The 12,489-nt window shown below is 35.9% G+C and carries 12 protein-coding genes; 5 read left to right on the top strand and 7 right to left on the bottom strand.

Annotated elements, in window-relative coordinates; translation table 11 throughout:
- Nucleotides 1–69: 69 nt before the first annotated feature.
- Nucleotides 70–804 (top strand): YcjF family protein, encoded by a 735-nt coding sequence (locus IGL17_RS10265; protein WP_002384134.1) that lies wholly within the window; start codon nucleotides 70–72, stop codon nucleotides 802–804.
- A gap of 284 nt (nucleotides 805–1,088) precedes the next feature.
- Here the strand turns inward: IGL17_RS10265 and IGL17_RS10260 are convergent, their stop codons facing one another.
- The 4 genes from IGL17_RS10260 to IGL17_RS10245 all read right to left on the bottom strand — a co-directional run bounded on the left by IGL17_RS10260 (nucleotide 1,089) and on the right by IGL17_RS10245 (nucleotide 6,774).
- Nucleotides 1,089–2,798, bottom strand: a complete 1,710-nt coding sequence (locus tag IGL17_RS10260) for an ABC transporter permease/substrate binding protein (RefSeq protein ID WP_016618421.1) — start codon at nucleotides 2,796–2,798, stop codon at nucleotides 1,089–1,091.
- Complete coding sequence (locus tag IGL17_RS10255; protein ID WP_002388977.1) at nucleotides 2,791–3,981, bottom strand: quaternary amine ABC transporter ATP-binding protein; 1,191 nt, start codon at nucleotides 3,979–3,981, stop codon at nucleotides 2,791–2,793. Before IGL17_RS10255 ends, IGL17_RS10260 begins: the two co-directional genes overlap by 8 nt.
- A 199-nt stretch (nucleotides 3,982–4,180) precedes the next feature.
- Complete coding sequence (locus IGL17_RS10250; protein ID WP_002356525.1) at nucleotides 4,181–4,813, bottom strand: GntR family transcriptional regulator; 633 nt, start codon at nucleotides 4,811–4,813, stop codon at nucleotides 4,181–4,183.
- A 14-nt stretch (nucleotides 4,814–4,827) separates the two neighbouring features.
- Nucleotides 4,828–6,774 (bottom strand): ABC-F family ATP-binding cassette domain-containing protein, encoded by a 1,947-nt coding sequence (locus IGL17_RS10245; RefSeq protein WP_002365037.1) that lies wholly within the window; start codon nucleotides 6,772–6,774, stop codon nucleotides 4,828–4,830.
- Nucleotides 6,775–6,987: 213 nt separating this feature from the next.
- Between IGL17_RS10245 and IGL17_RS10240 the strand changes: the two genes are divergently transcribed.
- Together IGL17_RS10240 and IGL17_RS10235 are read left to right on the top strand one after the other, a co-directional pair.
- Entirely contained in the window at nucleotides 6,988–7,638 is a 651-nt protein-coding gene (locus tag IGL17_RS10240; protein ID WP_002359595.1) for a redox-sensing transcriptional repressor Rex, read from the top strand.
- A 377-nt stretch (nucleotides 7,639–8,015) separates the two neighbouring features.
- Nucleotides 8,016–8,867, top strand: coding sequence for a hypothetical protein (locus IGL17_RS10235; RefSeq protein ID WP_016618419.1), 852 nt, complete (start codon nucleotides 8,016–8,018; stop codon nucleotides 8,865–8,867).
- Between the two features lie 66 nt (nucleotides 8,868–8,933).
- Here IGL17_RS10235 and IGL17_RS10230 read toward each other — a convergent pair whose 3' ends face one another.
- The 3 genes from IGL17_RS10230 to IGL17_RS10220 form a co-directional block, all read right to left on the bottom strand.
- The gene (locus IGL17_RS10230) at nucleotides 8,934–9,173 is read right to left on the bottom strand and encodes a hypothetical protein (RefSeq protein WP_002404859.1); all 240 of its coding nucleotides are present in this window, start codon (nucleotides 9,171–9,173) and stop codon (nucleotides 8,934–8,936) included.
- A 112-nt stretch (nucleotides 9,174–9,285) separates the two neighbouring features.
- Complete coding sequence (locus IGL17_RS10225) at nucleotides 9,286–9,939, bottom strand: CPBP family intramembrane glutamic endopeptidase (protein WP_025193372.1); 654 nt, start codon at nucleotides 9,937–9,939, stop codon at nucleotides 9,286–9,288.
- A gap of 18 nt (nucleotides 9,940–9,957) precedes the next feature.
- Entirely contained in the window at nucleotides 9,958–10,134 is a 177-nt protein-coding gene (locus IGL17_RS10220; RefSeq protein ID WP_002356530.1) for a hypothetical protein, read from the bottom strand.
- A 232-nt stretch (nucleotides 10,135–10,366) separates the two neighbouring features.
- Between IGL17_RS10220 and groES the strand changes: the two genes are divergently transcribed.
- Nucleotides 10,367–10,651, top strand: coding sequence for a co-chaperone GroES (gene groES, locus IGL17_RS10215; RefSeq protein ID WP_002356531.1), 285 nt, complete (start codon nucleotides 10,367–10,369; stop codon nucleotides 10,649–10,651).
- 57 nt (nucleotides 10,652–10,708) lie between these two features.
- Nucleotides 10,709–12,334 carry a chaperonin GroEL gene (groL, locus tag IGL17_RS10210; protein WP_002362559.1) on the top strand — a complete coding sequence of 542 codons (1,626 nt, stop codon included), beginning with the start codon at nucleotides 10,709–10,711 and terminating at the stop codon, nucleotides 12,332–12,334.
- Nucleotides 12,335–12,489: the final 155 nt, after the last annotated feature.

Here is a 12,489-nt window from a genome sequence, read left to right as displayed (position 1 = left end):
AAGTTCTGGCTTTTCAAATCATCTAAAAGAGAATCAATCAGGGGCTATGCTATACTTTGTTTCTACATATTGATAGATAAGGGAGTTAATGAGATGAGAAGAAAAAAACATAAAAACAAAAAGAAACAAGAACTTTTTGAAGAGATTGAAAAACAAGAATTAGCAGAACAAGAAACTAAGCAATTGAATGAAGAAATCGAAGACCCAGAATTTCGTTCTTTTTTTCAAGATGTCTTGAAAAAATTTCCACAAAAAACGTCTACGGCCATAATGAATGCTTTCGCAACTTCTAAAGGTAAAGCAGAACAATTAGTGACGAACAGTCAAACACAACTCGACAAAGTATTTGATGAATTTTTGGCTGGTGTTTCACCTGACGTGAAAAAGAAAAGTCATCAAACGATTCATTTTGCTGCATTGTCAGCAGCAATTATTGGGTTTTCGCCAATTCCATTTTCGGATGCTTTTTTACTGGTACCTGTTCAATTAACTATGATGTCACGGCTGCATAAAATTTTTGGTCAGTCTTGGTCTGAAAGCTTAGGGAAAAGTTTAACCAAAGAATTAGTAGTGGTTAGTTTAGGTAAGAGCGCAGTCGGGAATATTCTAAAAGTGATTCCTGTTGTCGGAACTGTGACTGGTGGCATGGTCAATGCTTCAGTTGCGGTAGCAATTACGGAAGCGCTTGGCTGGGTGACCGTCAAAATGTTAAACGATGGTGTTGATATCTTTGATGATGTGATGTCTTTCAAAGGACAATTTTCAACATTATTTAAAGCCATCCAAAATGCTAAAAAGAAATAATCACTGTATCGATTAACTAGGGTGAGACACATTTAAACTTTTTTAAGTAATTCGTAGCAAATTTCCAAGGTTTTCGTCACAAATTATTCACAGGTTCTCGTTAATATATAAGCATACCAACAAAACACCCAACATAAACACTTTTCATTTTTACTCCTCAAGTAAAAATAACTCCTTTCCACTCAGTCTACCCAACTGAGTGGTTTTTTTTTGCGAAAAAAGAGGGCGTTGAACAATTTGTTCAACGCCCTCTTTTAATAGATGGGGAAGTCATTTGTTAAGAATTATTTTTTCCATTCTGCTACTTGGTCTTTATGTGAATCAACCCAATCACGTGCAGCTTCTTGTGGGTCTTTGCCTTCGTTAATTTCTAACATGACAGATTCCATATCCTTAGTTGTCCAATGGAAATTATCTAACACTTTGTAAGCTTCTGGTTGATCTTCTTTTAGGCCTTGGCGAGCCATTGTGTGAATCGCTTCTTCGCCGCCCATAGTGCCTTTTGGATCAGCTAAATATTTTAAATCATATTTTGCAAACATCCAGTGAGGAGACCAGCCAGTAATAACGATGTCTTCGTTGTTTTTAATTGCTTGTCCTAAGGCGACAGTCATGGCACCTGATGAAGAATTTTCAACAGACCAATCTTTCAAATTAGGATAAGCTTCTTTAGTTTTCTCTGCTGCTGCAACAACACCAGCCCCAGGTTCAATTCCAGTAATCTTTTTCCCAGCTTGATCAGATAAATCTTCGATAGAATCAACATCCATATAAGAAGGGACGACAATTCCTAGCTTCGCACCTTTAAGGTTTTCACCAAGGTCGTCTAATTTATCTTTATATTGTTTATATTGCTCTGCGTGAGTTCCTGGCAGCCACGCACCAACCATGGCATCTGTTTCACCTTTAGCTACAGATTCCCACATAATTGCGTTATCTAAAGGAGTCGTTTTAACATCATACCCCATATCTTTTAAGACTTCGGCAACAACATGTGTGGAGGCTACTTCGGTATCCCATTCCACATAAGAAAGGGAAATTTGCTTATCATTTGTTGTTGTAAAAATTGAAGCACCAACTAAGCCAGCGACAATTACAACAACCGCTACAATAATCCCATATTTTTTCTTTTTAGAGGTGGCACCAGCTGCTTTAGGGGCTGCTTTTTTATTATTTAAATGTTGAGTAAAACGGTCAATGATAATCGCTAAAATAACTAAAGCCACACCATTTACGAAACCGTTCCCGACTTGCGCACGTTGTAAAGCAGAAAGGACGCCACGTCCTAGTCCAGGCGCACCAATCATTGAAGCAATAACTACCATTGATAGGGCTAGCATGGTTGTTTGGTTAACACCAGCCATAATCGTGTTTTTGGCTAAAGGTAATTCTAATTTGAATAATTTTTGCCAGCCAGTACTACCGTAAGAATCAGCTGCTTCAACAAGTTCATTTGGTACTTGTCGAATTCCTAAATTCGTAAAGCGCACGGTTGGTGGTAAAGCGAAGATAACAGAGGCGAAGACCCCAGGAACCATACCAATTCCGAAGAATGCAACGGCTGGAATCAAGTAAACGAAACCAGGCATTGTTTGCATGAAGTCCAAAATCGGTGTAATAATACTCTTGGCTTTTTCGCTTTTCGCCATTAAAATCCCTAGTGGCACACCAATGATAATGGAAATAACACTAGAAAGTAAAACTAACGTAACGGTACTCATTAAATCGTTCCATAAGTTTTGGTTATAGATAAACATTAAGCCGATAAATGTGAATAAACTTAAGCCAATTTTTTTATTAGAAATAAAGAAAGCAGCAATCGTTAATAGCACAATCAGCACAAGTGGTGGTACGGCTGTTAGTAAGGCAGTAATGTTGTCCATTACACTTTGACCAATTGTTTGTAAAAAGCTGAATAATCCAGCAAATGTTGAAGTTAACCAATCAGTAAAACTTTCAACCCAAGACGCGACAGGTAATTGATACTTATTCATGTTCGTTCACCTCTGTTTCTGCAAGTGCTTCAAGTACGCTACCACGGATGACCACGCCTAATAGTTTGCCGTTATCAGTCACAGCAAGAGGCGTTTGTGCATCATAAATCAGTGGGAAAATATCATTCACTAACATATCTTTGTCGATTGTTTGAATTTCTGGATCCACACATTCTACAAGAGAAGTCCCATTTTTACGCGCTTCTAAAGCTTTTTCTGCGCGTACAACGCCTTTTAGTTGGCGTTTTTTATCCACGGCAAGTAACATACTCACTTCTTCTTGACGCATCCGTTTTAAAGCAACAGTTGGGCCATCAATTTCAATGTTAGTAGTTAAAGCAGGTACCATAATATTCTGGGCAGTTAAGACTTTTGAACGATCCACATCTTCCACGAAGGTTCGCACATATTCGTTGGCTGGGTTGGTTAAAATTTCTTCTCCAGTCCCAATTTGCATAATTTGACCATCTTTCATCAAGGCGATCCGGTCGCCGATTCGTAAAGCTTCATTCAAATCATGTGTGATAAAGATAATGGTTTTTTTGACATTTTCTTGTAAATCTAATAGTTCGTCTTGCATTTCACGACGAATTAACGGATCAAGAGCAGAGAACGCTTCGTCCATTAATAAAATTTCTGGATCGTTAGCCAAGGCACGAGCAAGGCCGACACGTTGTTGCATCCCACCAGATAATTGACTTGGTAATTGGTCTTTAAAAGCAATTAAGCTAGAATTTTCTAAGGCTTTTTCAGCTTTTGCTTGGCGTTCTTCTTTAGGAACACCACGAATTTCTAAACCATATTCCGTATTTTCTAAGATAGTTCGATGGGGGAAAAGACCAAAGTTTTGGAAAACCATGCTCATTTTATTTCGACGTACTTCACGTAATCCTTCTTTATCTAAAGAAGAAATATCTTGTCCATCAATATAAATATTTCCTGAAGTTGGTTCAATCAAACGATTTAATAAACGAATTAATGTTGATTTCCCACTTCCTGATAACCCCATAATAACGAAAATTTCGCCTTCTTCAACTTCGAAATTTACATCATAAACACCGACTGTGGCACCCGTTTTTTCTAAAATTTCTGTTTTGCTTTTGTTGGCACGAATCATTTCAAGTGCCGGTTTGGTTTTCTTACCAAAGATTTTGGTAAGGTGATTTACTTTTACTTTTGGCAAATCATTGTTCCTCCTCAATAAAAAAGTGACTACATCAGACTACTATAAAGTTGTCACTTTGTCAAATTAGATGAAAATCTTTCTGAAAATGAAGAAAAACAGTATTTTAACTAGGTTTTATAGTGGTTTTTTATGAAAAATAGAAATAATAAATAAAAAAAGTGACTATTTACCGCAAGATAAGTAGTCACTTTTTTGTTTAAGGATAAAAGAAATTCTGCACTCGTTGTAAGGTTGATTCGTCATGTCCAACAAAATAAAGTGTGTCGTTCAACGAAATCTTTGCATATGGACCAGGTGAGACCAGAAGCTCTTCTTTGTGTTTGATGGCGATAATCGTTGCCGAAGTGTTTTGCCAAAAATTCATTTCGCTAATCGTCGCCTCAAGATAAGCAGCTTCTTCTGTTAAAACTAATGAATAAGGATTCATTGGATTGAAAGAATCAAAACGCTTTGTTTGTTCAACAAGAGTATCTAGAATGCTAGAAAAATGAGTAAGTTCTTCTTTTTGTTTCGCTACGCTATCTAGCAATTCTTCTTTAATTTCAGCAATCGTTTGAACGTCTTGATATTGTGTCACAAAGTCCTGCGCTTTTTCTTTCGATGCCACATAGAAGCCGCTGCCGTGTTTGGCTTTAACGATTTCTAAATCGACTAAAACGATAATGGCTTTGCGAGCTGTTTCTGGCGACACTTGGTATTGGTTAGCTAGGGTGGAACGGGCATGGATTTTATCTCCAACATGTAATTTGCCTTCTGCAATTTTTTCCGCAACATCAACGGCGATTTGTTGATATTTGGGCTTCGTTAAACTGATTTTTTTGGAAGCCATAGTGAATCCCTCCGTTAATTGTTATTTTCCATTTCTTCTAATTCTAAACTGAAATTTTCCCATTGCTCAAGTAGTTCATCTTGTTGCTGACGAGCATCATCTAATTGTTGGTTTAAAGCCAGCAATTCAACATGATTTTCTAGAATGTCTGGTTGACTCATTTGTGCTTCTAATTGTGCAATTGTCGTATCTAACTGAGCAAGATTTTCTTCGACTTGTGTTATTTTTCTTTGCAAAGTACGGAGTAATTTTTGTTGCTCCTTGTTTTGATAAAAGGTATTTTTGGCTGTAACTGGTTCGGGTTTTTTCGCCGCTTCTTCATTAGCTAAGAGGGCAGCGATTTCTTCTTCCTCTTGTTTCTTTTCCAAATAATAATCATAGTCGCCTAAATAAAGTTTGCTGCCCTTTTCGGAAAGCTCAACAACTTTTGTTGCAATTCGATTGATAAAGTAACGGTCATGGGAAACGAAGAGGATGGTTCCTTCATAATCAATCAGCGCATTTTCTAAAACTTCTTTATTATCGATATCCAAGTGGTTGGTTGGCTCATCGAGAATCAAGAAATTGTCACGATCCATCGCTAATTTTGCTAATGCCACACGGGCTTTTTCGCCACCGCTTAATAAAGGAATCGTTTTTTCAACATCGTCTCCACTGAAGAGAAAGCCGCCTAAAATACTTCGAATCTCTTTTTCAGGTGTGGTTGGGTGTTCATCCCATAATTCCGCTAAGACCGTTTTATTGCCATGTAAATTGGCTTGCTCTTGGTCATAGTAACCTACAGAAACATTGGTGCCAAAAGTTTTACTTCCTTTAATGAAAGGAATGCGGTCAATAATTGATTTCAAGAGAGTGGATTTACCAATTCCGTTCGGTCCGACTAAGGCAATGGCTTCTTTGCGACGAATATCCAAGTGAATAGGTTCGGATAAAATATGTTCTTGGTCGTAACCAATGGCGGCATCTTCGACTTGTAAAACAACATTTCCCGAGACTTTTTCACTATCGAAAAGAAAATGCGCCGATTTTTCATCTCCTTGAGGTCGGTCTAAACGGTCCATTTTTTCTAATACTTTTCGGCGACTTTGTGCACGTTTCGTTGTAGATGCACGAACCAGATTTTTGGCAACAAAATCTTCTAACTTATTGATTTCTTCTTGTTGCTTTTCATACGCTTTCCATTCACTGGCTAATTGTTCTGCTTTTAACTCTAAGTATTTGGAATAGTTTCCTTTGTAGTGAGTCATTTTTTTGCGACTCAGTTCATAAACTTCATTAACTACCTTATCTAAAAAATAACGATCGTGGGAAACAATCAATAGGGCGCCGGCATAGCTTGGCAAATAAGATTCCAGCCAAGAAAGCGTCTCGATATCTAAGTGGTTTGTAGGCTCGTCCAGAATTAAAATGTCTGGTTTTTGTAAAAGCATTCTTGCTAATGCAAGCCGGGTTTTTTGACCACCAGATAAGGTTTGAATATCTTTCGTGTAAAAGGATTCATCAAAGCCAAAGCCGTGAAGGACTGAGCGAATTTCATTTTCATAGCCGTAGCCATTTTTTTCAGAAAACGTATGTTGCAATTGATCGTACTCTTTTAAAATTCCTTCATAAACGGAAGTGGTTGGCTCCATTTCACTAATTTTGGTTTCTAATTCTCGCATACGCTGTTCCATTTCTAGGATGTCAGCAAAGGCTTTTGTCATTTCTTCCCAAACGGTTTTATCTGATTCTAAGCCGGTATTTTGAGCTAAATAACCTAACGTAGCAGTTTTATTTTTGGCAATGGTTCCGCTATCGGGAGCATCAATGCCTGCAATGATTTTTAAAAAAGTCGATTTTCCAGCACCGTTACGACCAACTAAGGCAATCCGACTTTTTGTTGCAATTTCTAAATGTATGTTTTCAAACAATGTTTCCGAGCCAAAATGCCGGGCAACTTGATTTGCTTGTAATAAAATCATCAGTAGTCCTCATTTCTAAATTCATTGCCCTTAGTGTAGCATAAAATCTGCTAAAATAGCACGTATCAAAAAATGCTTTGTGAAGGTTTATACCTTTTATCACAAACTTTTGAAGAAAAATGCTATTTTTGAGCCATAGAATTGCTTTTTATTGTGAAAAACTGCTATTATGTTAATGGATAAGATTTAAGTGAAAGTATTGGAGGTCCAATTGTGAAAGATCAAGTTATTCCAAAAGCAACGGCGCGACGCCTTCCTTTATATTATCGCTACTTAAGAATGTTACATGATACAGGAAAAAATAAAGTCTCATCAACTGAATTAAGTGAAGCGGTACAAGTAGACAGTGCGACTATTCGTCGTGACTTTTCATATTTTGGTGAATTAGGTAAACGTGGGTACGGCTATGATGTTGAAAACTTAATGAACTTTTTTGCAAAAACATTGAATGAAGATGAGTTAACCAATGTCGCATTAATCGGGGTTGGTAATTTAGGAAGTGCTTTATTAAAGTACAAATTCCATCAAAGCAACAGTATTCGTGTAAGTTGCGCATTTGATGTGAATGAAGATATTGTGGGACGCATTGTTGACGGTATTCCGGTTTATCCAATGGAAGATATGATGGAACAAATTCGTGTTCAACAAATCGAAGTAGCTATTTTAACTATCCCAGCTCGCAAAGCGCAAGAAGTTGTAAACAAACTTGCCGAAGCAGGGGTTAAAGGAATTCTAAACTTTACGGCTGCGCGTTTAGTAGCGCCACCTGAAGTATTAATTCAAAATGTTGACTTAACCAACGAATTACAAACATTGATTTATTTCTTACATCATGACAACGAATTATTGGAAGAAGAAGACTAAAAAAGAGATTTAAGGTCGTATTTGAATGAGTGAAATAATATTATTGTTTTTACAAAAAAGGAATAAAATAATAAAGCTAATCTTATTTATGAATAAGATTGGCTTTTTCTGTTATTTACGTAAAATTCATCTTTCTTTTCGTTTTTACTATGATAAAAGGTTGATTAACTTGTGTTAATGAATAAAAAAGTTATTTTTAATTTTTCAAATTATTAAAAAAAAATAACGAAAGTAGTTCTTGTTGTTTTTTTATAAATGATAAACTTAATATGTATTGTCTTTTTTTTTATAAATATGTTATGTTAGATATATATAAGAATAAGGAGTGATTTTTTGAGGAAAATAATTGTAAGCGTTTTTTAGGGGTTGTTGTTTTAATGTGTGATGTTGTGCCAGTTTCTGCTGCTGAGAATAATTACGCCATATCAACAGAAAATCAAGATTTGATTAGTGCTGCTATCGCAAGAGAAGAATCGAATAAAGATTACTTAGATGGTGTTATTAGAATATTTAATGAGTTAGAATCAGAGGAAAGTTTTAATAAATCTTTAAATGAGTCTTTAATTGAACTTTCCAAGTATGATGAAGAGCAAAGTGCTCTTTTGGATAACTACATGAAAGAAGTATCTTCAGAAGTCCAAAACAATGAACTTCAGGTTTTGCCTGAAAATAGAATTACTACAAGAACAATAACACCTGCTAATCCCGCGTATGCTACGGCACTTAGTGCATACAAAGCTGGTATATTGTTAGTGCAACGTAGAGGACATTGGCAAACTGCAAATTACATGAATCACGCTATTGCTTCTTTGTATAATGTTACATGGAATCCTAGTTGGCGGCCTCCTACTTATTACAATAGAAATGATACGTGGGCAAATATAGTAGATGGTGAAGAATTAGTGACTGCTTATTATTCGCGATTGAAAGCCGAAGCTTTCAGAGGTGGAAGAACTTCAGGTTCGTTTACTGGAAGTTATACTTTTAATTCTGGTCATTTGCTTACAGCGTTAAGGGGCGTGAGCTATACAGTTTCTTATAGAAAACAAGCCAATGGAAATTATTGGACACAAACAAAGGTTACAGATATTTTTGATTTCAAGTGGGAACAAAACGGTTATGATGGCAATTTTGGAGTAGGTTTTGGAAATAATTATGCGTATGCAATGCAGCGGGCTGGATATATAAGACCTTTCAAAATAGAGATTGTGAAAGAAATCTCGAGATAATGAATGAGAGAAAAATAAAAGATTCAAAGGATTTTTTCCTCTGAATCTTTTATTTTTTGCTTTCAATTACTTTCTTTTTATTTTTAAATAAATTCCAACTATGAAAAAAAGAAGAGAAATAAATTGTAACTGTCTTCCTAATTTTAGATTAATCGCAAACTCATTCAATAGAATCTTCTTTTCTTCATACGTCATATTACTAGTGCTAACTGGTATAAAATTTACTGATAAAATCGTTCCAATTAAAAGTATTATAAAGCCTAATAGGAGTATTATTTTAAAATTTATTTTACTAAAAAATTTCATTGTTAAGTTCTCCTTTTTGATTATACAACATTATTTGTTGAATGAGAGTTATTAATTTGGAACATTATCTAAAGTTAGTCCCAAAAAATCTAACTTTAAATAATGCTCTTTTTTAGTTGATCGTTGTCTGTGCTAAGGTTAATTGAATCAGTATTACCAAGGAATTCATGCCGCAATGGGCAATAATTGAGGTCCAAATTTTTCCAGTTTGCTTGTACAAAAGAGCAAAGAAAAATCCCATAAAGAAATAAACAAAAAAGTGACCATCGGCATGTGCGAGTGAAAAAATCGCCGAACTAACAGTAGCCGCAATCCAGAAATTTGTAAAAGGCTGGATTAAATGGATAAATGCATAACGAAAGACGAATTCTTCCATAATCGGACCACCGATAGTAGTTGCCAAAATAAATAAAGGATTTGCCAAAATCACCGCTACAATAGCTTGCGTATTTTGAGAAGTAGCTTGTTCTCCTGTGATGGCTACTTCAATGGCAAAAGTAACCCCTTGAATCAGCATGGCAATGAAAATCCCACTAACACCTAGTAAAAAAATAAAAATAGGTGATTTCAAGGTTGCTGTTTCCTCTAAAGGAGAAGGTTCTGTTGTTTTTAAAAAGATGCCAATCATTACAAGGGCGCCAATAATGTAGAGAGCAGTTGTCACATTAATCGCTGCATTGGGGGAAATACCCGAAAAAAGTAACGGCCCGAAAAAAGCGATAATGTATGTGACTAAAATAAATAAACTTGATTTTCTTAAGGGCATGGTTAATCCTTTCTATAATTATTTTTTACGATTATTGCGATATCCTAATAAAAGAAAAACGAATAAGAAAAAGAAAAGAGATTCCCAAAGTGTCGAAACAATTCCTTCTGTGACACTGAAAACAAGATTTCCTAAATTCGCTATCACAAAATAAACGAAGGTTGCTATTAGTGCTGTAAGTAAACGTTGTTTCATTTTATTCGCCTCCAATCGTAGTCAATTTATTTTACCATGAATTAAAGGATTGGAAAAACATTCCATGAAAAAAGAATACGCAATAAAAAATGCGTATCTTATAATTGACAAGAAAAAGAGAGAAAAGACTTGCATTTTTAGAGTGAAATGAGTATTATAAATAGTGTGAGTTAGCACTCTTATGTATCGAGTGCTAAAATAAGCGAAAACTTTTTATTTGGAGGGATTTATTGTGTTAAAACCATTAGGCGATCGCGTCGTAATTAGAGTCGCGAAAGAAGAAGAAAAAACTGTTGGAGGAATTGTTCTTGCATCCGTTGCAAAAGAAAAACCACAAACAGGTGAAGTTATCGCAGTAGGTGAAGGTCGTGTGCTTGAAAATGGCACAAAAGTTCCGATGGAAGTAAAAATTGGTGACACAGTAATGTTTGAAAAATATTCAGGAACAGAAGTGAAATACGAAGGCGTAGAATACTTAATTGTATCAGCCAAAGACATTATTGCCACTGTTGAATAATAAACAACTTTTACAGAATAATATAATAGAAGAAAAAAATTATGAGGTGAAGAAATCATGGCAAAAGAGATTAAATTTGCAGAAGATGCACGTGCAGCAATGCTACGCGGAGTAGATGTATTAGCAGATACAGTGAAAGTGACATTAGGCCCTAAAGGTCGTAACGTTGTTTTAGAAAAATCATTTGGTTCACCATTGATTACTAACGATGGAGTAACAATTGCTAAGGAAATTGAATTAGAAGATCATTTTGAAAACATGGGCGCAAAATTAGTTTCAGAAGTTGCTTCTAAAACGAATGATATTGCTGGTGACGGAACAACAACAGCGACTGTTTTGACACAAGCCATTGTTCGTGAAGGCTTAAAAAACGTAACTGCTGGAGCTAACCCATTAGGTATTCGTCGTGGGATTGAATTAGCAACAAAAACAGCAGTAGAAGAATTACACAATATTTCATCTGTAGTTGATTCAAAAGAAGCGATTGCACAAGTCGCTGCTGTTTCATCAGGTTCTGAAAAAGTCGGCCAATTAATTGCTGATGCAATGGAAAAAGTTGGTAACGACGGCGTAATTACCATTGAAGAATCAAAAGGGATTGAAACAGAATTAGATGTGGTTGAAGGAATGCAATTCGACCGCGGTTATTTATCTCAATACATGGTTACTGACAACGATAAAATGGAAGCTGTTTTAGAAAATCCATATATCTTAATTACCGACAAAAAAATCTCAAATATTCAAGATATCTTACCTTTATTAGAACAAATTCTACAACAAAGCCGTCCACTATTGATCATTGCGGATGATGTTGATGGAGAAGCTCTACCAACATTAGTATTGAACAAAATCCGTGGTACATTTAATGTTGTCGCAGTAAAAGCGCCAGGATTTGGTGACCGCCGCAAAGCGATGCTTGAAGATATTGCTATTTTAACAGGTGGTACAGTAATCACTGACGACTTAGGGTTAGAGTTAAAAGACACAACTATTGAAAACTTAGGAAATGCTAGCAAAGTAGTTGTCGACAAAGATAACACAACAATTGTTGAAGGTGCTGGTTCAAAAGAAGCCATTGATGCCCGTGTTCATTTAATTAAAAACCAAATCGGCGAAACAACGTCTGATTTTGATCGTGAAAAATTACAAGAACGTTTAGCTAAATTAGCTGGCGGGGTTGCTGTCGTTAAAGTCGGTGCTGCAACTGAAACAGAATTAAAAGAATTAAAATTACGAATTGAAGATGCATTAAACGCAACACGTGCCGCTGTAGAAGAAGGCATGGTTTCTGGTGGTGGTACCGCACTTGTCAATGTAATTGGTAAAGTCGCTGCGTTGGAAGCTGAAGGCGATGTGGCAACAGGGATCAAGATTGTCGTTCGTGCATTAGAAGAACCAATCCGTCAAATCGCTGAAAATGCTGGTTATGAAGGATCAGTGATTGTTGACAAACTAAAAAATGTTGACTTAGGTATCGGATTCAATGCAGCTAACGGTGAATGGGTAAACATGGTTGAAGCCGGTATTGTTGACCCAACAAAAGTAACTCGTTCTGCATTACAAAATGCAGCTTCTGTGTCAGCTTTATTATTAACAACCGAAGCAGTTGTTGCAGACAAACCAGAACCAGCTGCACCAGCTCCTATGATGGATCCATCAATGGGCATGGGCGGTATGATGTAAAAATAAAAAAGTATTCTAAAAGCTTACGATTGAAAAATCGTAAGCTTTTTTTTACATAAAGAATAAATAATCTAAATAATATCTTTGCTTGTAGTGTTTTCTCAAATATTTACTCATTTAACAAAAAAGATGATAATTTAAAGGCTTCGTTTTAG

This window comes from Enterococcus sp. AZ088 (genome assembly GCF_051714845.1).
In the GTDB taxonomy this organism is placed as follows: domain Bacteria; phylum Bacillota; class Bacilli; order Lactobacillales; family Enterococcaceae; genus Enterococcus; species Enterococcus faecalis.
Note: the sequence above shows the minus strand (reverse complement) of the source record. Positions and strands in the feature narration are given on the sequence as shown.